General features: G+C 42.5%; 17 protein-coding genes and 1 pseudogene. 2 read left to right on the forward strand and 16 right to left on the reverse strand.

The window, feature by feature from the left end; translation table 11 throughout:
- Nucleotides 1-54 precede the first annotated feature (54 nt).
- From prfA to QE404_RS15600, 3 genes are all read right to left on the reverse strand, one after another.
- Nucleotides 55-1,140, reverse strand: a complete 1,086-nt coding sequence (prfA, locus tag QE404_RS15590) for a peptide chain release factor 1 (RefSeq protein ID WP_307452006.1) — start codon at nucleotides 1,138-1,140, stop codon at nucleotides 55-57.
- A gap of 155 nt (nucleotides 1,141-1,295) precedes the next feature.
- Nucleotides 1,296-4,127, reverse strand: coding sequence for an alpha-amylase family glycosyl hydrolase (locus tag QE404_RS15595; RefSeq protein WP_307452008.1), 2,832 nt, complete (start codon nucleotides 4,125-4,127; stop codon nucleotides 1,296-1,298).
- A gap of 296 nt (nucleotides 4,128-4,423) precedes the next feature.
- The gene (locus QE404_RS15600) at nucleotides 4,424-6,499 is read right to left on the reverse strand and encodes a T9SS type A sorting domain-containing protein (RefSeq protein ID WP_307452010.1); all 2,076 of its coding nucleotides are present in this window, start codon (nucleotides 6,497-6,499) and stop codon (nucleotides 4,424-4,426) included.
- Between the two features lie 143 nt (nucleotides 6,500-6,642).
- Between QE404_RS15600 and QE404_RS15605 the strand changes: the two genes are divergently transcribed.
- Entirely contained in the window at nucleotides 6,643-7,512 is an 870-nt protein-coding gene (locus tag QE404_RS15605) for a helix-turn-helix transcriptional regulator (RefSeq protein ID WP_307452012.1), read from the forward strand.
- 95 nt (nucleotides 7,513-7,607) lie between these two features.
- On the opposite strand, the gene QE404_RS15610 is transcribed toward QE404_RS15605, so the two are convergent.
- The 3 genes from QE404_RS15610 to QE404_RS15620 form a co-directional block, all read right to left on the reverse strand.
- Complete coding sequence (locus tag QE404_RS15610; RefSeq protein ID WP_307452014.1) at nucleotides 7,608-7,892, reverse strand: hypothetical protein; 285 nt, start codon at nucleotides 7,890-7,892, stop codon at nucleotides 7,608-7,610.
- A 107-nt stretch (nucleotides 7,893-7,999) separates the two neighbouring features.
- Entirely contained in the window at nucleotides 8,000-9,067 is a 1,068-nt protein-coding gene (locus tag QE404_RS15615) for a serine hydrolase domain-containing protein (RefSeq protein ID WP_307452016.1), read from the reverse strand.
- A gap of 82 nt (nucleotides 9,068-9,149) precedes the next feature.
- On the reverse strand, nucleotides 9,150-10,757 hold the full coding sequence (locus QE404_RS15620) for a fumarate hydratase (RefSeq protein WP_307452017.1): 1,608 nt from the start codon (nucleotides 10,755-10,757) through the stop codon (nucleotides 9,150-9,152).
- Nucleotides 10,758-10,905: 148 nt separating this feature from the next.
- Between QE404_RS15620 and fumC the strand changes: the two genes are divergently transcribed.
- A complete protein-coding gene (fumC, locus tag QE404_RS15625; RefSeq protein WP_307453989.1) occupies nucleotides 10,906-12,300 on the forward strand; it encodes a class II fumarate hydratase in 1,395 nt (464 codons plus the stop codon).
- Nucleotides 12,301-12,341: 41 nt separating this feature from the next.
- Here fumC and QE404_RS15630 read toward each other — a convergent pair whose 3' ends face one another.
- From QE404_RS15630 to QE404_RS15675, 10 genes and pseudogenes are all read right to left on the reverse strand, one after another.
- Nucleotides 12,342-13,457, reverse strand: coding sequence for an outer membrane beta-barrel protein (locus tag QE404_RS15630; protein ID WP_307453991.1), 1,116 nt, complete (start codon nucleotides 13,455-13,457; stop codon nucleotides 12,342-12,344).
- A 23-nt stretch (nucleotides 13,458-13,480) separates the two neighbouring features.
- Nucleotides 13,481-14,113: a hypothetical protein gene (locus QE404_RS15635; RefSeq protein WP_307452020.1), complete on the reverse strand. Its 633-nt coding sequence runs from the start codon at nucleotides 14,111-14,113 to the stop codon at nucleotides 13,481-13,483.
- Nucleotides 14,100-14,660 (reverse strand): RNA polymerase sigma factor, encoded by a 561-nt coding sequence (locus QE404_RS15640; RefSeq protein ID WP_307452022.1) that lies wholly within the window; start codon nucleotides 14,658-14,660, stop codon nucleotides 14,100-14,102. Before QE404_RS15640 ends, QE404_RS15635 begins: the two co-directional genes overlap by 14 nt.
- A 171-nt stretch (nucleotides 14,661-14,831) precedes the next feature.
- Nucleotides 14,832-15,555: pseudogene (locus tag QE404_RS15645) on the reverse strand (ABC transporter ATP-binding protein).
- Nucleotide 15,556: 1 nt separating this feature from the next.
- On the reverse strand, nucleotides 15,557-17,023 hold the full coding sequence (locus tag QE404_RS15650; RefSeq protein WP_307452027.1) for a DUF5687 family protein: 1,467 nt from the start codon (nucleotides 17,021-17,023) through the stop codon (nucleotides 15,557-15,559).
- Between the two features lie 100 nt (nucleotides 17,024-17,123).
- The gene (locus tag QE404_RS15655) at nucleotides 17,124-18,773 is read right to left on the reverse strand and encodes a DNA repair protein RecN (RefSeq protein WP_307452029.1); all 1,650 of its coding nucleotides are present in this window, start codon (nucleotides 18,771-18,773) and stop codon (nucleotides 17,124-17,126) included.
- An 84-nt stretch (nucleotides 18,774-18,857) separates the two neighbouring features.
- On the reverse strand, nucleotides 18,858-19,763 hold the full coding sequence (gene porD / locus QE404_RS15660) for a type IX secretion system protein PorD (RefSeq protein ID WP_307452030.1): 906 nt from the start codon (nucleotides 19,761-19,763) through the stop codon (nucleotides 18,858-18,860).
- A 37-nt stretch (nucleotides 19,764-19,800) separates the two neighbouring features.
- Nucleotides 19,801-21,009: a bifunctional phosphopantothenoylcysteine decarboxylase/phosphopantothenate--cysteine ligase CoaBC gene (gene coaBC, locus QE404_RS15665; RefSeq protein ID WP_307453993.1), complete on the reverse strand. Its 1,209-nt coding sequence runs from the start codon at nucleotides 21,007-21,009 to the stop codon at nucleotides 19,801-19,803.
- Nucleotides 21,010-21,118: 109 nt separating this feature from the next.
- A complete protein-coding gene (locus QE404_RS15670) occupies nucleotides 21,119-21,442 on the reverse strand; it encodes a DNA-directed RNA polymerase subunit omega (protein ID WP_294206732.1) in 324 nt (107 codons plus the stop codon).
- A 42-nt stretch (nucleotides 21,443-21,484) separates the two neighbouring features.
- Entirely contained in the window at nucleotides 21,485-22,480 is a 996-nt protein-coding gene (locus tag QE404_RS15675) for an outer membrane protein assembly factor BamD (RefSeq protein WP_307452032.1), read from the reverse strand.
- Nucleotides 22,481-22,553: the final 73 nt, after the last annotated feature.

Consider the following 22,553-nt stretch of genomic DNA (forward strand, 5'->3'; position numbering starts at 1 on the left):
AAAAAAAAGACTCCTGATTAACAAGAGTCATTAAGGTATAAATATAGAATATTTTTATAGATTTTCTTCTTCTCCCTTCATTTTTTCAGCATTTTCTGCCATAATAACGGCATCTATCATTTCAGAGATATCTCCGTTCATGTATGCATCCAGATTGTACATGGATTTGTTGATCCTGTGATCCGTTACCCTTCCCTGAGGATAGTTGTACGTTTTGATCTTAGCGGAACGGTCCCCGGTAGATACCATGGTTTTCCTTTGTGCAGCAATGTCTCCCTGAACTTCCTGAAGCTTGATGTCATATAACTTTGCCCGCAGCATCTCCATAGCCAGCTCACGGTTGGCCAGCTGCGAACGTGCCTGCTGGCAAACCACCACCAATCCTGAAGGCTTATGGGTAAGCTGAACTTTGGTTTCCACCTTGTTTACGTTCTGCCCTCCTGCTCCTCCTGAACGGGAAGTCTGCATTTCGATATCGGCCGGATTGATTTCCACATCCACTTCTTCCGCTTCCGGAAGGACAGCAATGGTAATCGCCGAGGTATGCACCCTGCCCTGAGATTCTGTTTCAGGAACACGCTGTACCCGGTGAACGCCGGATTCAAACTTCATGATTCCATAGACACCCTCCCCTTCCACTTTCATAATAAGTTCCTTATATCCCTTCGCCGCTTCATTGGCATCGGTTACTTCATGCCTCCAACCTTTCGATTTGAAATACATGCTATACATACGGTAAATATCTTCTACGAAAATAGCAGCTTCATCTCCTCCGGTTCCTGCGCGCAATTCCACGATAACGTTCTTATCATCGGCAGGGTCTTTAGGAATCAGCAATACTTTAAGCTCCTCTTCCAGTCCCGGAATCTTTTCCTGGGCTTCCAGTTTTTCCATTTTAGCCAGGTCTACGAGATCCCTGTCTGATCCGTCTGCAATAATTTCATCGGATTCCTCAATCGTATCCAAAGCAGCTTTGTACTGGTCATACACCCGTACAATCTTTCCCAGGTCGCTGTATTCTTTGTTCAGAGCAGAATACCTCTTCTGATCCGAGATCACATCGGGCTGGATAATGAGATCTGCTACCTCATTATATCTTTGTTTTATAGCTTCTAGTTTCGGGACTAACGATTTAGACATGATGGAAATTTTGTGGGTGCAAAGATAAGAATTATTAATTCAAATTAAAAACCGGTTATGGTTCTGATTTATAAAGTCTTTTGATTCAAAACGCTTATCAACAGAAGAGGCTGCGTTATGCAGCCTCTTTCCTGATCTAATGGTATATATTTCTGTTAAGGAACGATCATTTTCTGGATAGCCGTCCCGTTAGCTGCCTTCAGGTAAACCAGATAAGTCCCGGCAGGATATGCTGCTTTGAACTCATGGGTTCCGTTCTCCTGATTGAGTTTAAATGAATCCATTTTTTTACCGCTCATGTCATAGATCACAATCTCTGCATTTTTAGCTTTATAATAAATGAATTTTGCCTGTCCATTCTTCACAGGATTATCTGCTACCTGTAGGGAAAGCCTGTGAGCAGTATTTTCATCCGTAGACAGGGATCCCGCATAATTCCCGAAAATCCTGAATTCGCCGGGCTGAAGTGTAATAGGGGCCGTAGTGGAGGTGATGTTTGAAACCGTATTGTCCATAAGGTTCTGCCATGCTCCGGCATAAGGGAAATAAGGCACTACATTCTGCGCAGAGGTATTGTAGTTAGCCAGCACGACTATATTTTTCATGCCTGTAGTGAGCAGGTTATCATACACATAAATCCTGGTGATCAGCCCATTGGGATCATTGGAAAGGTTATTGGATTCGATGGTATAAGTTTTTGACTTGAATACCGGATGGGAATTCCGTATATTGATGATCTGCGCCCAGGTATTATACACTGCTTTCCTGTTGGCATTGGAATCATAGCCCAAGGTGAAAGCTATAGGTTTTTCATCTGTACGGCAGTTATTGTTGATCGTTCCGTCTGTACACCTGTTGATGCTGAATTCATAGCCCAGTTCACCAAACTGCCAGATCATTTTAGGCCCGGGAATGGTAAAAAACGTAGCCCCGAAAGTCTTCATCCTTTCCAGTGCCGTATTGAGGTTTTTAACATCATAAGCACCGTTGGCAGCACCATAAGCAAGATTTTTGAACATCAGCCTTTCTTCATCATGGCTTTCTCCGTACCCTACCGCACTCATATTGGTAAATCCGTGGAGGGTATGGTTCATCCTGTCATAGTTACTGTTTTCCTTGTACCCCATTGTATTCTGGTTGTAAGGATCGGTCTGTTTATTCCACATCAGCACCCCTTTTCCTTCTGCAATACGGTAATTCGCCCACTGCTGCTCTTCCGCATCTGTTCCCAGGTGTTCAAAGATCATATATGAATTCGGATCGATGCCCCATTGTTTATCGGCATAATATTTCAGGATGTCTACCCTGTCCTGCTGATAGGCATTGGTACAGTTTTCATCGCTTGCCGTACAGTTCTGGGTAAATCCTTTCGTAAGGTCCCAACGGAAACCGTCGATATGATATTCCGTAAGCCATTGCTGAAGGCATCGTTCAACATAGTATCGGGTTGCGGTACTCGTGTGGTTAAAGTCATTGAAAACGCTGTATGAATGTTTCGCTACCTGGTTGAAATAAGGATTGTTAGCGGCTACATCCCCATATCCGTCGCCATCAGGGTCTATATTCCAAAGTCTTACCAGCGGTGACCGTCCGGTAGCATGGTTGAAAGCGACATCCAGAATTACAGCAATCCCATTCTGGTGGCACAGGTCTACAAATTCTTTGAATTTTTCCGGCGTTCCATAGGCTTTATCCAATGCATAATGGAACGAGGTATTATATCCCCATGATACATTCCCGTCGAACTCCATTATAGGCATAAGTTCAATGGCATTGATGTTCAGGTTTTTGAGGTAGGTAATTTTATTGATCAGCGACTGCCAGTTTTTTTCCTGCGTAAAGTCCCTCAACAGGAGCTCATAGATGATCAGGTTATCTTTGGATGGCCTCTGGAAATTGCTTACCTGCCAGTTGTAAGCAGTCTGTCCCGTTTTAAATGTGGAAACTTCAAAACCCTGCCCGGAAGGGAATGATGGTAACCCCGGATATGTAGCTGAAGAAATCCACTGGTCATCATAGGATGATAAAATCTGCGGAGAATAAGGATCGGCAACTTTTTTAAGATCATTGGTCCTGTATTGGAAGGTATAGAGTTGCTGAGGTGTCAGGCCGCTCAGTTCGATCCAGTAAAGATCAGGATTGGTAGTATCCCTTTTCATCAGATAATTGTCATTGACCGTCCAGTTATTAAAACTGCCGATGACGTGGACGAAGTTCTTATAAGGAGCATATAAAGCCAGCCCTACTTTGGTATTGTCTGTAGGGTTGTAATTGATGCCCTGTCTGATCCATGAAGGGATGGCCTGTGAAACCACGTTTCTCGGAACCTGCAACACGAAAGCCACAGATTTGGAGGTAGACCCTTGTGTTGCGACCAATTCCATATCGGCATCTCCTGTTACCATATAACTGTAGGAATAAGAAGTTGAGGGTGTTGAAGTGCTATTCACCACCACACCATTGGCTTTCAGCTGAAATGTTGCCGCAACATTAGTAGTTCCCGTAACCGTAATCGAATTTCCGGAAGGTACGGATGTAAGGCTGTTGGCTGCCGGATTGGTAAGGCTTAAGCTGAGCACCCCTACATTCACATAATTATCTGAGGTCTGGTGGGCGCCTGTTTTATCTTTCAGCAGGAATCCGATCCTTCCGATTCCTGTCCTGTTATAAAATACAGTAGGTGTAAAGGTTAAAGAGTACGTGTCCGTTGTTGCATTGTAATTGAGTTTGTTAAGGTCATTAGAATTATTCCAGCTTCCGTTGGTAGGGCAGTCCTGACTGTTCTGATAGTTGGTATCCAATGACCATGACCATATGTAAACAGCGTTATTGGTAACGCCCCATGCAGATTCATCGATCTGGTTCCCGGGTATGGTAAGTGTAATCTGATCCGTTTCATTAAACGGGTTTGGCGTAATGCTGTAGCTGATCTGCCCGAAAATAAAGGCCATCATGAACAGCAATACGCCTGAGTAAAGTTTTTTCATACTATAGATCTTGCTTTATGATTAAAATTCCATTAATTCCGGAAATTACAAAATTGTGACTTACGGAAGTATTACAAATGTAATTTTTTTATTGTGGACACTCATGATTTTATTTTATTGTATAATTTCATCATAAAGCGATTCGATTATTAATAAACAGATTTAAAAGGAGACAGCCCTTTCATCAATATTAAAGGCCCATCTTTCGATGGGCCCTTAAGTCAAATAAAAAAATTGAATTGTGTTGAAAAAATGACTTTAGTTGTCGAACATCCGGATGATAGAAATTTTCCGGACTATTTTTTAATGATTTTCTCGGAAAAGGTTTTCCCGTTTTTTAATTGTACTTTTAAAATATATATGCCGTCAGGAAGTCCCTGCATATTGATCTGGCTGCCAGAAAACGGAACGGTCAGTTTCTGTCCTGTTACAGTGGATAGTATAGCATCCTGTACAGGGGAATCTGCTTTAACAAATAATATATCACGGGTTGGATTCGGGTAGATTGCCATGGTATTCAGCTTAAGATCTAATGTGTTCAATCCCGATACATCTTTAATGCACCTTACGGAAGCCCCCTGCCCTCTCGGTGCGCCTGAAGAAGCATTGGCGCTGGCCGTACCGATGTATAAATATTTTCCTCCTGAATTAGCCGTATCTGAACTCCAGAAGTACCCTCTTTGATCCACAAAAGTAAATCCTCCGCTTGTATTGCTCCTATACCCTCCTGCAGGTAGTTTCAGGTTGCTGGCGTATGCTGATGCCGGATTGTTGATGCTTTCTGCCCCGACCAGGCCAGCCCAGTCTGCCTGTGAAGGCATCTTCCATCCGGATCCGATCGCTTTGCAGGGGTCTACTCCGTTTGTAGCAGTTACTGAAGAAGCATTCGCTGCCGCCCACTGATCTGAAGTACTGTTGCCGGACCACCAGGAAGCAGTACTGCTACCCATGATAAATGAACTGCTCGTACCAAGGCCGTCAGGAGAATTGGGCGACGGTGCAGCAGCCGTCGCTGAATTCCTCAGCTGGTGACCATCATCCCATCTTCCCCACTGAAAGAGGTCTCCGTAAGCATCCGCATCAGAAACCGAACCGGCTACTTTTGTACTTCCCAGATTTTGCTGCAGCCATATCTTTCCGTCTGCACCTCTTACAGTGGTATAGATTACATTCTGCCCTCTGTAAGTGAAGCTTACACAGCCCGTATTTCCAGGAGTGTTTCCAGGATCGGTATTATTACAAACGATTGCAGGATTCCCCTGAACGATTTTTTTTACTCGGGCACCACTCTGAGAGTAGAGCAGAACCAGGCTGTTATGAATATTATCGAATGCAAGATCATTGTAAGTAGCCTGGCCGTCTGAGATAAAGTCTCCGCCCAACGGAGCCCACACCTGCGTGGCTGCATTAAACTTATATACGGTATTCCTTGAAAAATCATCATTTTCCCAACGGCTGGCAACCACATAAGGTTGCCCAGATGCGCTAACGGCAATGGCGACATGTTGTGCTTTCCCATTTGAGAAATTGGGTGCTCCCAGCTGTACCCAGGACGTCCCGTTGAATTTTTTTACATTGAGTTTCTGTCCGTTTGCCGAATTGGAAATATATGCTACATACAGATGATTGTCTGCATCAATTGCAATATCCGAATTATACTGTTCTGAAGAAGAGGAAGCGTCCACAATGCTCCCGCCCACCAGGCTCCAGCTATCTGCTGAACCCGCAGTAGTGGAATTTTCGTATACTTTTACTCCCCCTGAAATATTGCAGGTATAGACTTTATTATTTGATCCTATGACCATTTCCGCGTATGATGCGCCGGAAGAAAAGCCTGAGTTACCTACCTGCTCCCATGCACCGTTTATAAAACGTTTTACAGTCCCAGAATTTTCTCCTGAAAATGTAAACAGAACTCCGGATGGAGCTACCGCAGAAGCATGGTAATTGATCGCAACATTAGCTGAATTGGGCAACTGACTCCAAGATGAACCGTTAAACTTACGGACTTCCATCCCTGCTCCCGGCCATCCTAACTGGTTGGTATAATACACATTTCCTGAATTATCTGTTGATAGAGAGTTGTACGTTGCAGTTCCTGATGTAATCCCCGCCGATCCTCCTGCATAAGACCATGACGTACCGTCAAATTTCTGTACCGAACCTTTGCCGGCAGAAACATCATAATAAGAAATATAGTAATTCCCTACATGATCAACAATAATATTGGTATAACCGCTTCCTCCGGCTGAAACCGGCTGAGTATTTCCTACATTCTCCCATTGTTGTGCAGAAAAACTGCCATTGGAGAATACCATGCAGCCAATGGCAGCAGTGATATTGAACAGAACCCGAGGTAAAACTTTAAACATAAGTGCTTATTATTTTTATTTATTCTAAATTATATTTATTTTTGTGCAAAATTAATGTTCCATATCAAAGCTGAGTTATCATTTGTAAACAATCTGTTATCGGACATGAGTATCTCCAAACCATACCTAATGTAACAACGCTCATGAAAAAGTTATCTGAAAAAAAGATACTGTTTTGTTCTGAAGACATCAGAATACAATCATATACCGACCGTTCTGCCGACTATTATATGAAATCTGATGCTCTGGAAAGCAGATCAGGTTTTACACTTTTATTTCTGCTGAGTAATGATATTCATCTTGAAGCTCCGGACTGCAGGACCTCTTTTCGTTTCGGAAAAAATCAGTACATTCTCCATTTTCTTGAACAGGAAAGCAAGGCAGAGCTCTGGACGGAAAACCAAACAGTTCTGGAATACCTCCAGATCGATATTGATTACCAGTATATGCTTCATCTGATTCAGCCGGCACCGGATAGCGAAAGTGCAGATATACTCGAACGCCTGATAAAGAACAGGTTTATTTTTCTTCATCAGCAGACACCGCCATCCATTACAGTCGAAATGCATATGATTATCAAGGAAATTGTAGGCTATTCCAAAAAAGGAGTATTGCAGAAACTCTTTATAGAAGCTAAAGTAATCAAGCTATTGATGCTGATTTTAGAACAGTTCAGTGAAAAAGACAGTACGGATATCTTTCCAGGCACACCGGAAACCGTTAAGAAGTATATCGATGACCACTACCACACCCACCTCAGAACAGAAGATATTGCAAGGCTGATCGGTATCAACCAGAATACCATCCGAAAGGAGTTCAAATCACGGTACCATATAACGGTAAGCGATTATATTGCAGAACTGAGGATGCTGAAAGCTAAAAAGATGATCATTGACAGGAAAGTGATGATCAAAGAAATTGCCATTGAATGCGGATATGAATACGTGCAGAACTTCACCCGCGCATTCAAGAAAAAGTTCGGCATCTCCCCGGAAAAGCTGAGGAATGAATAAAAAAACCACTCAGTATTGCCGAGTGGTTTATATATGTTGTTTTGCTTTGATATTGCCTTTTCAGAATTCAGGTGAAAAAGCAATGACAATATCAATTAATGATGATGTCCGTGGTCGTGGATGAAAGGTCCGTTACCTTTAGGTTCATTAAAGATCACTTCAGTACCTTCCTGCTCATAAATCTTTTTTCTTCTGATATCTTCCGGATCAAAAGGCCTTACCTTTCCGAAATATTCTTTAAGGCCTTCAGTCAGCCATAACGGAATAACAAAACCGAAGAACATGAAGATACACCAGAACCCTACCAGGAACATGATGATGAAGAAAACAGTCCAAAGGAACTGATAAAACGGCCAAAATGCTGACAAAATCGTGATCATTATCTTATAGATTTTAGGCAAAAATAGAACATTTTTCCTTTTTACACAAAAGATGAACCTGCTATTTTATAATTTATTTTGATTTTAAATTGATCTGAAGGCAGTTTTCACTTTTTAACAGCATTTACAACTGCTTTTGCCATATCCTTTACGACCTGCGTCGGGGAATGGCAGTCGCAATTGCTGAATCCTATCACATACAAATCGAGGGATGGAACGTAAACAGCCATGGACTTGAATCCGAAAATACTTCCGCCATGCTCCCTGCTAGGAATACCATTTATGTCTTTCAAATGCCATCCGTAACCATAGGTAAACTTTTCCCCATTGTTGAGCGTATAAGCAGTGAAAGCTTTGTTGATGTGAGCAGCATCAAGGATAAGGCCGGTGTTGAGCGCGTGCTGCCAGCGTACCATATCTTCTACCGTTGACATCAGCGAACCTGAAGCAAACGGAACACTGAAACTTATAATGGTTTTATTGACATAGCCATCAGTCTTTTGATGGTACCCATAAGCCCTGTTCCTGATGATCTTCCGGTCACTGGCATAGTACGAATTCTTCATACCTGCTTTTTCAAAGATGTTTTTCCGGATAAAATCTTCATAGCGTTCCCCTGAAACCAGCTCAATCAGGTATCCTAAGATAACATAGCCAGCATTATTATATTCAAATTTTTCGCCGGGCTTAAAATCAGGAGTTTCATTTTTGAAAAAGTCGACCATTTGTTTAGGCGTCATTTCCTTCTGAGCGATATACTGAAGTGATTTTATTTTGGTAAAATCCTTAATGCCTGAGGTATGGGTAAGAAGATGATGGATCGTAATAAGATTTCCCGAAGGATAATCAGGAATATATTTGGAGACCGGATCATTGACGCTTAGCTTTCCCTGGGACTCAAGGATCAGCACTGCAATAGCCGTAAACTGCTTGGTCATGGAACCGATCTCGAAGACATTGCCGGAAACCATATTAAAGTCCAGTTCAATATTGGCTTTTCCGAATGCTTTTTCATACAGGGTTTTTCCTTTTTGTGAAACGAGGAACACCCCTCCCGGTGCATGCGGATCAGAAAATTCAGTTTGTATGATGCTGTCCAGTTTCTGATTAAGTTGGGCAAAAGATTGCTGAAATATACAGAGGATCAGCAGAAATGAAAGCGAAATATTTTTCATTGATAAACAATTTGTATTGCAAAGATATCCTTTAATAAGATACCTTGCAATACAAAGTAGTGTTTATTATAAAATAATTTCTTTAATGGGCAAGATTTGCGAAAAAGTCGTTTCCTTTATCATCAGTGATGATGAACGCCGGGAAATCTTTCACTTCGATTTTCCTTACCGCTTCCATTCCAAGTTCCGGGAAATCTACCACCTCAACGGAAAGGATATTGTCCTTTGCCAGGATGGCAGCCGGTCCGCCAATCGAGCCGAGGTAAAACCCTCCGTATTTCCCGCAGGCATTGGTCACATCTTTACTCCGGTTTCCTTTGGCAAGCATAATCATGCTACCGCCATGGCTCTGGAATTCATCCACATATACATCCATCCTTCCTGCCGTAGTAGGTCCAAAGCTTCCTGAAGCCATTCCTTCCGGCGTTTTTGCAGGGCCTGCATAATAAATCGGATGGTTTTTAAAATACTCAGGCATCGGCTGTCCGCTATCAATGATCTCCTTGATTTTTGCATGGGCAATATCTCTTGCTACGATCAGGGTACCGTTGAGTTTCAGCCTGGTTTTGATGGGATATTTAGAAAGTTCAGCCAGAATTTCAGGCATGGGTTTGTTCAGATTGATTTCCACAGCTTCCTCAAGATGCGGCGGCGTTTCCGGCAGGAATCTTTTAGGATCCTGCTCAAGCTGTTCCAGGAAAATCCCTTCTGCGGTGATTTTCCCTTTGATATTACGGTCTGCAGAGCAGGATACACCCATACCAACCGGGCAGGATGCCGCATGACGCGGAAGTCTGATCACCCTTACATCGTGGGTAAGGTATTTTCCACCGAACTGTGCTCCGATCGAACTTTCCTGACAGATTTTCTGCACCCTTGCTTCCCACTCCAGATCCCTGAATGCCTGTCCGGCTTCATTGCCTTCTGTAGGAAGATGGTCATAATACTTTGCAGAAGCTTTTTTTACCGCAGCAAGGTTGGCCTCAGCAGAAGTTCCGCCGATCACCAAGGCTAAGTGATAAGGAGGGCAGGCAGCCGTTCCTAAATCTGATATTTTCTCTTTGATGAATTCTTCGAGTGATTTTTCATTCAGTAATGATTTCGTTTTCTGGTATAGAAACGTTTTATTGGCAGAACCTCCACCCTTCGTTAAAAACAGGAATTCATAAGAGTTCCCTTTTTTAGCATAGATATCGATCTGCGCGGGAAGGTTGGACCCTGAGTTCTTTTCATCAAACATGGTTAAAGGAACCACCTGTGAATATCTCAGGTTTCTCTTCTGATAGGTATTATAAATCCCTCTACTCAGGTATTCGCCGTCATCCACTCCTGTATACACGTTCTCTCCTTTCTTACCCATGACAATAGCCGTTCCGGTATCCTGACAGGATGGAAGGGCGCCTTCTGCCGCCACAGCTGCATTCTGCAAAAGGTTATAGGCTACGAACCTGTCATTATCCGTTGCCTCAGGATCATCAATAATCCTTCTTAGACTGGCAAGATGAGACGACCGGAGCATAAAGGAAACGTCTGCCATAGCTTCTTCAGCCAGCAGTTCGAGACCCTTGGGATCAATGGTAAGTATTTCCCTGTTTCCCAGTTGTTCAACCTTTACATAATCTGAAGTGAGCTTTTTGTATACCGTATCATCTTTCTGAATCGGATACGGATCCTGATATCTGAATTCCATTGAATTTTTGTTTGGCTGCAAAAATAAAACATCCTCTAAAAACATGAGGAAAATCACTCCTGCCAATTGATATTTATAATGATTATAAATTGTGAGGTTTTTAAGTAATGAGTATTTTTATAAACTACAAATCAGAAATTCCAATCGTATGAATTACAGAATAGAAAAAGACACCATGGGAGAAGTGCAGGTTCCTGCAGACAAATTCTGGGGAGCCCAGACAGAGCGTTCCAGAAACAACTTCAAAATCGGGCCGGAAGGATCGATGCCCCATGAAATCATTGAAGCTTTTGCTTACCTGAAAAAAGCAGCGGCCTTTGCTAATACTGACCTGGGTGTGCTTCCGTCAGAAAAAAGGGATATGATCGCCAGGGTTTGCGATGAGATCCTGGAAGGGAAACTAAACGACCAGTTCCCGCTGGTAATCTGGCAGACCGGATCCGGGACACAGTCCAATATGAATGTGAATGAAGTGATCTCTAACCGTGCACATGTAAACAACGGCGGAACCCTGGGGGGAAAATCTGAAATCCATCCGAATGACGATGTCAACAAGTCCCAGTCTTCCAATGACACCTATCCTACAGCAATGCATATTGCGGCATACAAAAAGGTGGTGGAAAAAACCATTCCTGCCGTTGAAAAGCTTAGAGATACCCTGGCTGAAAAATCGGAAGCTTTCAAAAATATTGTCAAGATCGGAAGGACGCATTTAATGGATGCCACACCGCTGACTTTAGGACAGGAATTTTCCGGGTATGTTGCCCAGCTGAATTTCGGAATCAAAGCATTAAAAAACACATTGCCGCACCTTTCCGAGCTGGCTCTGGGCGGAACTGCCGTAGGAACCGGACTGAATACACCTCAGGGCTATGATGTAAAAGTAGCCGAGTATATTGCAGAATTTACTGGACATCCCTTCATCACGGCTGAAAATAAATTTGAAGCCCTCGCTGCCCATGATGCCATTGTAGAATCGCACGGTGCCCTGAAACAGCTTGCCGTTTCATTATTCAAAATTGCACAGGATATCAGGCTGTTGGCTTCAGGACCGAGATCAGGGATCGGGGAAATCCATATTCCTGAAAATGAACCTGGGTCCTCCATCATGCCGGGGAAAGTAAACCCGACCCAGAATGAGGCGATGACGATGGTTTGTGCACAGGTTCTGGGGAACGACACATCCATTTCCTTTGCCGGAACACAGGGGAATTATGAATTGAATGTATTTAAGCCGGTAATGGCTTACAATTTCCTGCAGTCGGCACAGCTTATTGCTGATGCATGCATTTCATTCAATGATCACTGCGCGGTAGGTATCGAGCCTAATGAAGCAAGGATCAAAGAATTGGTTGATAAGTCTTTAATGCTGGTTACGGCTCTTAATACGCATATCGGCTATGAAAATGCCGCTAAGATTGCCAAAACGGCCCATAAAAACGGGACGACTTTAAAAGAAGAAGCTGTCAATCTCGGACTGCTGACTGCCGAACAGTTTGATGAATGGGTAAGACCTGAAGATATGGTAGGAAGCCTTAAATAAATGATAAAAACACTCCGGAAGATTATTTCCGGAGTGTTTTGCTATAGGTATGTTAGAGAATATGGCATCGGATTATAATAAATCCTCTGTTGTATCGCTGTTAAATGAGCTGAGAAGTTTATAAACCGACTGCTATTCCAAATACCAGGGGCTTTATCGTTTTCAAAATATCCGTCCTTGAAAAAATTGCTGAAATCTTTCTTAACGAAGATGCTGAAATCGTCATATGATAATGTCAGCTGTGCCCCGTAGACAAATGGATTCACCTGATAATCCCCCCGGCTTCTCAACTCCCCGATATCACTTTTGATAATGTTATTGCTGGACATCTTTATGCCTCCGTAAGCGTTGGCTGTAATCCTGAATCCCTCGGCATAAGGCCTGTATTGGACATCCATTCCGGCATTTTTCAGTTTGGAAAAATTATACTGGAATCCCAGCGGAATCATAATATATCCTGTCCTCAGCTTACTCTTGTCCAGCGTACCATCATATTTGGTCAGGAAAACATCGGCGTTGCTGTTTTTGGTAAAACGCATGTCATTATCCAGCCGGATGGTTCTCCAGGAAAAACCAAGACCAACAACCAATCCCCATGGGCTGGTTCTGCCGAACTGATAATTAAACCTAACCCCCAGCTCCAAGTCTCTCCCCCGTTTCATATTCATGTCAAGGTCATTATCCGGAAGATTATTGGTAAGGGTCAGCACCCCTGTAGTGAAGTATGGGGATATTTCTTTGGTAGGGCGGAACTTTTTCAGCAGCTGCGCTTTCATTTCCTCATTGGAAGTAACATCTGAATTCAGGAGTGAGAACCTTACCTGTTTCTGGATCACCTGATCGAGGTCAAATCCAAGATCATGAATCCGCTGGTCGATCTTCTCGGAATACCGGTCGGCCACTTTCGTTTTTTCCTCATCAAATTCAGCTTTCCCGAGTCCTTGTTCCTGGAGGCTGATTAATTCGGCTTCCATTAATTTTTTTTCTTCCTGGATGATGTTGTTGATTTTCATGGCATAGTCTTCCATCTTTTCTTTGACAATGGGGCTCACCTCTGTATCTTCCTTAGGCTGAAGGCTAATTTTAAGAGCTCTCTGACCATATGCTGAAGCCGTGGCAAGGCATACCATTCCTGTAATGATTAATTTCCTGATCATTATATTATATTTTTAAAACTGGATTATCTGGCGTTAAGGTCAACCTTTGCTACATTGCTCACCCCTTTTGTCTTCTCTATAGCATCTTTATGCTCTACGGAAAAAAGAAGTGTCCCCGCATCGGTATATCGTTTCTTATAGACAGGCACTTTGGACGAATCTGCTGCGGCAAAGGCTTTAGAAGCCGGTATTTCAACAGCATATACCTTACTTTCTATTTTTTCTTCAGGAGCTAAATGTACCGCGGTTAACGGCATAGCCTCCTTCTGAGGCAGGATCTCCGTTTGGGAATGCTGTACCGTAGGGCCTTTAGACGGTATATGCTCAGCTATCTTCTGGCTGCTTATTTTATGCTGTTCGGCAGTTCCATAACTCACTGCTGGCTCTTTAGATTCTTTCTCTTTATGAACGGTGTATACTTTTTCAACAGGCTGAGCCTTTTGGCTATTGTCATCCCTCATCATGAACAATACGGCTCCCATGGCTGCCACCAGTATACAACATGCCGCCGCAAAGATCCATTTTGCATTTCCGGAAGACTGTGTAGCCGGCTGATGTGCCTGAATTTCTGCCCACAAATCACGGGAAGGATTAATCTCCCTTTCATCCATCTGTTTTTTGATTTGTTGTTCAAGATTATGCTTAGACAAGTTCATTTTTAATTTTTTTTTGTTGCTTAAAATAAATCTTTCTCATTTTTTCTTTTGCCCTGAAGAGTTGTGTTTTGCTTGCCTCAACCGAAATATTCAAAGCATCAGCTATTTCCTGGTGCGAATATTCTTCGATCACATAAAGGTTGAAAACCATCCGGTACGGATCAGGCAATTGGTCAAGAAGTTCCTGGGCATTGAAATCCGAAACCACCGTTTCTTCATAGACTTCCTCTAAAGCAGAAGCATTTACTTCATCCAGGTAGAAAATGGTTTTATGGCTTTTGATGAAATTGAGGCATTCATTGACCACAATCCTTCTTGCCCATCCTTCCAGTGCCCCTTCGCCCCTGAAGCTTTCCACAGATTTGAACATCTTGCAAAAGGCTTTAATAACACAGTCTTCAGCCTGGTACAGATCACTGATATAGCTTCTGGCTACACTCAGAAATTTCCTGACGTTCTGATCATAAAAAATTTTCTGTGCAGCCGGATCCTGTTTTTTCAGGCGGCTGAGCAAATCTTCTTTCTTATTTCCAGATAAAAACTTCATGGGCATCTTGTTTCTATAATAAAGACAACAAAAATCTAAAATGGTTACAAAAAAAATATTTTTCCGTGACAAATAAATGTAAAATATTGGAAACAAACAATTTATCAAATAAAAAAAACCTGTAGGATTACGGAATCCTACAGGCTGGTAGTGTATAGGTATAATGAAAATCTAGTTCAGTTCCCCGGAAAGGTTGACCTGGTCTGCAAAATACCGCTCCAGTTCCTTCAGGGTTTCCGGATGGGTCTGAATATCTTTTACCAGCTGTCCCTTATTTACTACGACAATCCGGTTGCAGACTTCCGTAGTATGGGAAAGGTCATGGCTCGATATGAGAAACGTAACCCCCTCCTGCTTGGAAAGTTCCTTGACCAGGTTTTTAAGCTTGATCTGGGTGGAAGGGTCAAGGTTTGCAAAAGGCTCATCAAGGATAATGATTTCCGGGTTTCCAATAATTGCCCCAACAATTCCGACTTTTTTCTGGTTCCCCTTGGAAAGGTCACGGATGTATTTCCCAGAATTTAAAATTTCTCCATTGAAAAGATCGTGAAACTGTTTTAAAAACTCGTCTACGGAAGCCTTGTTCTGCCCTCTTAATTCCCCGATAAAATAGAAGTATTCTTCCGGGGTAAGGTAACCGATCAGAAAGGAATCATCTACGAATGCGGCAACCTTGCTTTTCCATGCTTCAGATTCATTCACCTTGATATCATCGATGCTCACATAACCGGTTGTAGGCTGGATAAGATCCAGCATCAGGCTGAAAAGTGTGGTTTTCCCGGCACCGTTATTTTCCTACAAGACCAAAGGTCTCCCCCTTTGGGATTTCTAAATGCTCAATATTGAGGACGGTGGCTTTCCCGTACGTTTTAGATAAATTATGGATTGTAATCATGTTAACTTTTGTTTTTAAATGCTTCTAATGTGCTGTATTTTTCAACTTTATAATGGCGTACGATGATGTTGAATATTGTCTCGCGGAATAAAAATCCAATGAGTCCCAGAATGGCAATGCTTACAACACCCGCTGTAATCCCGAAGAAATATTTGGTGAGGGCAAAAACAGCCATCGGCAGCAGCATCTTGGGAATTAATAATAACATCGTTTTCAGGTTAAAGCTATTTTTCTGACCGATTCTTTTCTCTTTGGAATTCAGGTCGATCTGTGTTTTATTGAAAGCACCGGACCAAAGGGTAAACTGTGAATTCACACCGATGTTGTAAAGGCCGGCTGCAAAAAAGGTAAAATACACTTCCCATCCCCAATAGGCATAAAACAGCGCCAATACGATGGAAACTCCCGTAACGATGTTCATCAGCCACCATTTTGCTTTCAGGTATTCTTTATAAGGGACGTTCTGGGTCATCATCAACGGGTAATAAGAACTGTCGAAAGCGGGCACCCTCTGCCCGAACATGAATTGGAAACCTCCTGTTACGAAAAGCCCCATAAACATCATCATCATCGGCGTGCGGTAGATATCAGACGTAAACATAAGCAATCCATAGAACAGGAACATAAAGCTCCCCATAAGAATGCCTTTGGTCACTTTATTCCGCTTCAGCATTTTGATATCGTTATTGATGAAGGTCCCTATGGCACCATACTTATTCAGGAAGGCAATGTTTTCAGTTTTTCCTACTTCTTTCTTTGCTTCCAGACCCTGGTCCAGATAGAATTCCTTATGGATGAACTTATAGCAGATCCACCATAAAACAGCAAATACAACGATAGGAAATATTACAAGATAAGGATGTTCATAAAAACTGTGAAAGAGCCACTCGGAATAGTCAAACAAAGGCAGAATATCATAATAAGAAAGTCCGACGACGATAAGGAACAGGACCCCGACTGCAATGGCAACGGCTTCTTTACCATTGAACAGGATGTTGATAAATGTGTTGAGGTAAAACAACAGCGATATCCCGATAAACCAGGCAGCGATGCCCAATGCACTATAGCCTTTAAACATCGCAATAATGCAGAAGGTTACCATAAAACAGGAATTGATCCAGCTGAATACGGAAAGGAAGGTCTTGGTGAGCATATAGTTAACCAGTGTACGCTTCGGAATGTTCAGGGTAAGAAAAGGCTTGATGTTCTGGGTGGGCATTTCCTGCCAGATATACTTGACAATCAAATCCAAAGCCCAGGCAATGATCATAAACCGGGAAATAATCTTTACCGCATCGGCATGCATTTCTTCCTCTACATAAAAGAAGGCGATAAAGGCACCTCCGATCAGGCATCCCATAAAATAAAGTATAGCGAAAAACCTGAGGATCTTCATAGCAAGATTGACCCCAACGGAACTTCCCCGGAAAAAACTTTTGTACTCTAATTTCAGGAATTGTAAAAACATAGGCTATTTTTTTGTATTAGTTAAAAAAGCAGCTGATATGTTACAGATTTATATCAATAAGATTTAAGTTTGGAGAGAATATCCCGCCAATAGCCTCAGATTAACCGATCAATTCTCTGGCCTGTGCAAGTGCAGCCTCTGTAATCCTGCTTCCGGATAAGAGCTGTGCAATTTCATTCAGCTTTTCATCTTCATCAAGCGGAACAATGGTGGACTGGGTTTTGCCGGAGACGTCCTGCTTCACCACTTTATAGTTGTTATTGCCTTTCGCTGCCACTTGTGCAAGGTGTGAAATAACGATCAGCTGCATGTCTGCGGACATTTCTCGCATCAGATTTCCGATCTCCTCGGCCACCTTTCCTGAAACTCCGGTATCTATTTCATCCAGGATGAGTGTAGGAAGCTGGTCACTTTCCGCAATAATTTTTTTCACTGCCAGCATGACCCTGGAACGTTCGCCTCCTGATATTGCGGTCTGGATCGGCTTTAACGGAAACCCGGAATTGGCCTGGAACAGAAGTTGGATACTTTCTTTACCGAATGCATTGAAATCTTCCGCCGGTTTCAGCTCAATATCCACTCTGGCTTTCTCAAGGCCCAGTTTTTTAAGCAGCCCTTCTGCTTTTTTGATGAAAACAGGAATGCTTTTCTTTCTGTTTTCTGAGAGTTTCTGAGCCAGCTTTTGAAGCTTCTGCTCTTTTTTTATGATATTTTGCTCCACATCCATGATGAGGGCTTCCAGCTCGGAGGCTCCCTTCTGATCACCGGCCAGCTGGTCCCTGATATCCATCAACTCCTGCACATTGGCTGCATTATGCTTGATAAAAAGGGTATTGAGCCTGTTATTCAGTTCTGAAAGCTGGACCAAGTTATCCGGATTGGCTTCGATATTTTCTGCTTCGTCTTCCAGCTCGGAGATGATATCCTTTAATTCCACAAAAGAGGCTTCAAGGCGGCTGTCTAATTCAGCAAAGCCATGTGACACCTCAGAAATCCTGGAGAGTTTATTTTTAGCTTCATTAAAAAAAGACAGGATGCCGATTTCTTCCTGATGAAATCTTGATAATACCTGCGCCAGGTTTTCGGAAATCATTTCAGCATTTTCCTGGATGGAAAGCTGGTTCTGGAGGTCTTCATAATCTATAGCATCCAGTTGCAGGTCTTCCAGCTCAGAAAGCAGGAACTGCTTATAATCGCTTTCTTTGGTATTCTCGGAAAGCTGGGCTTGGTATTTTTTAAGCTGGATTTTCAGGCTCTGGAAATCGGAATATTCATTCTGGTATTCCTCGATCCTGCTTTTATTTTCAGACAGGCCGTCGATAATTTTAAACTGGTATTCGGAAGTAAAGAGATTGGAGGTCTCGAACTGCGAGTGGATGTCAATCAGCTTTGAAGACAGTTCCCTGAGAACGTCCAGGGTAACGGGTACATCATTAATGAACGCCCTTGATTTCCCTGTAGGTGAAATTTCCCTGCGGATAATGGTCTGAAGATCATAATCCAGATCGTTTTCTATAAAAAATTTCTTGAACTGATTATCCAGGGAAAATTCAGTTTCCACAATGCTTTTCTCACCCGTGTTGGCAATGGACTTTACATCTGCTCGCTCTCCTAAAATAAGCCTTAAAGCACCCAGTATAATGGATTTCCCTGCTCCGGTTTCTCCGGTAATAACCTGTAAACCATTATGCAATGATACTTCAAGCGTATCAATAAGGGCAAAATTTTTAATGTAAATTCTCGAAAGCATGTGATAGAGGCAGATTACTTTAGGTACTGCAAATATAGAACTTTAGAATTCAGAATTCAACAACGGGGTAAGCCGCTTTTGGGATTATTTCCATTTGTTCCATTTGTCATCCGTGAATTTCGGAGCAAACAGGATCATAAGCTGCTTCAGATCACTAAGCACAATTCCGCCGTTGTTGCCGGAGTTGAAGATATTGTAAATCTCGTCGCTTTTAGTTGTGATGAACAGGTTGAAGAAATAATTCTGCTGGAAAGAGTTTTCATACATCTTAAGCTGCATCAGGGCATCAAAAATGGCTCTTTTAGCGCCGGTCTGGTCCTGGTTGAAGAGATTATCCATCCCACCTCTGTGGTAGGTATAAAAAGATGAGCGCAGCTGTGCCATATTCGGATTGAGGATCTCACCGATCAGGATTGAGCGGCTTCTCGGCTCGTTGATCTGCTTCCAGCCGTCGTATGTATTCTGCGACTGCCCATTCTGAGCGATCTGCTGAGCTTTCTGGAACCACTGGGTCCCTGACATGGACTGAAAGCTATCTGCATCATACCCAAGGATCAGATAGACATAAAAGCTGATCACATCAATAAGATTTTTACCGGAAAACTGACGTTCGTTGAAAATAAGGTTTTCATTTTCCACATAATCAAACGTAAACCTGGTATCCTGCAGGTTAATTAATGGGGATTCATAAGTAGTCCCATACACTGGCCTTACTGCCTGAACTACGATACTGGCAGTAAAACGGTTGCCATCCCTGCTGGCTACCACTATAGCAAAGTTGGATTTAATTTTCTCAAAATTCTGGAGTTTCTTGCCTGTCCAGCTGGTATTGTTGATAAAGTCCTTAAGGCTTTTCTCAAGTACTTTGAAAGCCTGCTGGTTACTTCCTGCCACCTGCTGCGAGTTAACCTGAACAGTGGCTAACAGCTCCTGTGAAAATGAAACGTTATATAAGAAAAGCAGTAAAAATAAGCTGATAAGTTTTTTCATTATTCCTTTAAAAGTTGAGAACGGAAAATTATTAATTTTATTTGAGAATTTCTGCTTCAATACAGTCGAGAATATCCCGGGCCACCTCTTCTTTGGATTTCAGTGCAAATTCTTTTTTTCCTGCCGGAGTAAAGATTTTTATGCGGTTGGTATCGTTCCGGAAACCTGCCCCCTTATCCCGGAGTGAGTTCAGCACAATCATATCCAGGTTTTTCTTCTGCATTTTGGCCTGTGCATTTTCTTCTTCATTTTCGGTTTCCAGGGCAAATCCCACCAGGAACTGATGTCTTTTCTGTTCACCCATGGTCTTGAGGATATCCGGATTTTTCACCAATTCAATGGTCAGATGCTCATCCTTCTTTTTGATTTTTTCTTTCGCCACCTCTCTCGGGGCATAGTCTGCCACTGCTGCGCTGGCAATACCGATATCCGTATGTTCATAAAATTCGAACACTTTAGCCATCATTTCTTTTGCCGAAGTTACCCGATAAAGCTCAATGGAGGGATGCTTTACAACCATGCCGGAAGGCCCTGAGACCAGAATTACTTTTGCACCCCTTTCAGCCGCTTCTTCAGCCAGCGAGTAACCCATTTTTCCGGATGAATGGTTGCCGATAAATCTTACCGGATCAATTGCCTCATAAGTCGGGCCCGCTGTAATCAACACCATTTTTCCCTCAAGGCTTCTTTTCCGGCCTGCCGAACTGAAAAACTCTTCAACAGCATATACGATCGTTGCAGGTTCCGCCATCCTTCCCTGTCCTATCAATCCACTGGCCAGCTCCCCGCTTTCGGCAGGGATGATCAGATTTCCGAAATCTTCCGCCAGCTCAAGGTTCTGTTTTGTGGAAGGGTGCTGATACATATCGAGGTCCATAGCTGGTGCGATGAAGACCGGACATTTAGCGGACATATAAGTAGCGATAACCAGGTTATCACAGATTCCATGGGTCATTTTGGCCAGGGTTCCGGCCGTACAGGGCGCCACAATCATCACATCAGCCCATAACGCCATTTCCACATGGCTGTTCCAGGTGCCGTTATCCCCATAAAAATCTGAGTATACAGGATTTTTGGATAAAGTGGCTATGCTGAGCTTGGTTACGAAGTGCTCTGCATCAGGCGTCATGATAGCCTGTACTTCCGCTCCTTTTTTTATGAAGTCGCGGATCAGGAAATGAATTTTATAGGCTGCAATTCCACCGGAGATTGCGATAAGAATTTTTTTTCCGGAAAGGCTGCTCATTCGGTTAGGTTTTAGGCCGTAAATTTACTTATTTATCTTCTAAGGTAAACAAACAAAGGTCATAAAGAACAGATTCCTTATGACCTTCATATATAAAAAACACAAATGATTATTTTCTATCGTCAGTTTTTCTGAAGTAGATGTCTCCGTTCAGCCATTCTTCTACAGCAATAGAGGTAGGCTTAGGCAATTTTTCATAATGCTTGGAAATTTCGATCTGTTCCCGGTTTTCGAAAACCTCTTCCAGTGTAGAATTATGAACGGCAAATTCGTCAAGCTTATTGTGCAGTTCTGTACGGATTTCCGCATTGATCTGCTCTGCTCTTTTACCCATGATAACAATAGCCTCATAGATGGAACCTACTTTTTCTTCAATCTTATCTTTATCGTAAGTAATCGTATTGACTTCTGCTTTGGTATCTTTTACACTCATTTTGAGAATATTATTTTATTTATAAGATGGCAAATTTACAAATTATCTTTGAATTTTGAAAGTCGCTGCCGGCGGAGGGGTCTGAATCGCGGCGCTATCCCTCTGGATCTGCTTTGCTTTTTTCTCTGCATCTATCTGATCCTTCATCTGCTGCTCTGTTTTATTTTTTTCAGCAAGCCTGTCCGCTTCTCTTTTCTGTTTTGCCGTAAGGGCTGCTATTTTAGCTTCAGTCTGTTTTTTTACCACGGCGAAATCCTGCTTTTCCTTTTCCAGTTTCCCCCTTAGGTCTACCGCAGTCTTAGCATATTCCGTATTTGGAAGTTCTTTTTCTACCTGTTTGGTAAAAGACAATGCACTTTCTATACGTTCATCCTTAAGGTCGTAAACAGATTTAGTAGCCAGCTCATACCTGGACTTCATGATGTAATCATAGATTTTCGGGCGTAGCTTGGTACTCGGGAAATCATCCAGCACGTTTTCAAAAGCTACATTGGCAGCCTTGTACTCAGCCATTTTATAATACTGTTTCGCATTTTCGTAGGCTTTGAATTCAAGCTTGTAAGCGAGCTCATCGATGAGCTGATTGATATTTTTAGATCTTTCGGAATTGGGATAGTTGTTCAGGAAGTCCTGAAGCTCGTTGATCGCAAGCTCCGTACTGGACTGATCCAGGTTATAATCCATTGAACCTTCGTAATAACAAAGCGCAGACATATAAGCTGCCTCTTCTTTTCTGCTGTCCTGCGGAAAACTGATGGAAAAATTCTTGAACTGGCTTCCTGCCAACCGGTAATTTTTATCGTAGTAATTGGCATATGCAGAATTGAAAACCACATTCGGGGCATCATCGGTACCTGCAACCAGGTTCGGAAGCCTGTCATAAAGTGCCAGTGCATTTTTCCATTTCTTTTTGGCGAAATTCTCATTGGCTACTTTAAGGATGTAATTCTTATCAGCACTCTTCATTGCTTTGTCCTGCTGGCTTATACATGATGAAACCACCGCAACAGCAAAAAGACCTAAAATATATTTTTTCATAAAAAGTTCAACAGTTTTCGGATTCTCCCGATCTATTAATTTGCAAAAATATAACTTTTTTGCCAATAGATTT

The organism is Chryseobacterium camelliae, assembly GCF_030818575.1.
Lineage (GTDB): Bacteria > Bacteroidota > Bacteroidia > Flavobacteriales > Weeksellaceae > Chryseobacterium > Chryseobacterium camelliae_A.

Bases quoted from the DNA above. Each gene is read 5' to 3' on its own strand.
- prfA (WP_307452006.1), bottom strand. From the start codon at position 1,140: ATGTCTAAATCGTTAGTCCCGAAACTAGAAGCTATAAAACAAAGATAT.
- QE404_RS15595 (WP_307452008.1), bottom strand. From the start codon at position 4,127: ATGAAAAAACTTTACTCAGGCGTATTGCTGTTCATGATGGCCTTTATT.
- QE404_RS15600 (WP_307452010.1), bottom strand. From the start codon at position 6,499: ATGTTTAAAGTTTTACCTCGGGTTCTGTTCAATATCACTGCTGCCATT.
- QE404_RS15605 (WP_307452012.1), top strand. From the start codon at position 6,643: ATGAAAAAGTTATCTGAAAAAAAGATACTGTTTTGTTCTGAAGACATC.
- QE404_RS15610 (WP_307452014.1), bottom strand. From the start codon at position 7,892: ATGATCACGATTTTGTCAGCATTTTGGCCGTTTTATCAGTTCCTTTGG.
- QE404_RS15615 (WP_307452016.1), bottom strand. From the start codon at position 9,067: ATGAAAAATATTTCGCTTTCATTTCTGCTGATCCTCTGTATATTTCAG.
- QE404_RS15620 (WP_307452017.1), bottom strand. From the start codon at position 10,757: ATGGAATTCAGATATCAGGATCCGTATCCGATTCAGAAAGATGATACG.
- fumC (WP_307453989.1), top strand. From the start codon at position 10,906: ATGAATTACAGAATAGAAAAAGACACCATGGGAGAAGTGCAGGTTCCT.
- QE404_RS15630 (WP_307453991.1), bottom strand. From the start codon at position 13,457: ATGATCAGGAAATTAATCATTACAGGAATGGTATGCCTTGCCACGGCT.
- QE404_RS15635 (WP_307452020.1), bottom strand. From the start codon at position 14,113: ATGAACTTGTCTAAGCATAATCTTGAACAACAAATCAAAAAACAGATG.
- QE404_RS15640 (WP_307452022.1), bottom strand. From the start codon at position 14,660: ATGAAGTTTTTATCTGGAAATAAGAAAGAAGATTTGCTCAGCCGCCTG.
- QE404_RS15650 (WP_307452027.1), bottom strand. From the start codon at position 17,023: ATGTTTTTACAATTCCTGAAATTAGAGTACAAAAGTTTTTTCCGGGGA.
- QE404_RS15655 (WP_307452029.1), bottom strand. From the start codon at position 18,773: ATGCTTTCGAGAATTTACATTAAAAATTTTGCCCTTATTGATACGCTT.
- porD (WP_307452030.1), bottom strand. From the start codon at position 19,763: ATGAAAAAACTTATCAGCTTATTTTTACTGCTTTTCTTATATAACGTT.
- coaBC (WP_307453993.1), bottom strand. From the start codon at position 21,009: ATGAGCAGCCTTTCCGGAAAAAAAATTCTTATCGCAATCTCCGGTGGA.
- QE404_RS15670 (WP_294206732.1), bottom strand. From the start codon at position 21,442: ATGAGTGTAAAAGATACCAAAGCAGAAGTCAATACGATTACTTACGAT.
- QE404_RS15675 (WP_307452032.1), bottom strand. From the start codon at position 22,480: ATGAAAAAATATATTTTAGGTCTTTTTGCTGTTGCGGTGGTTTCATCA.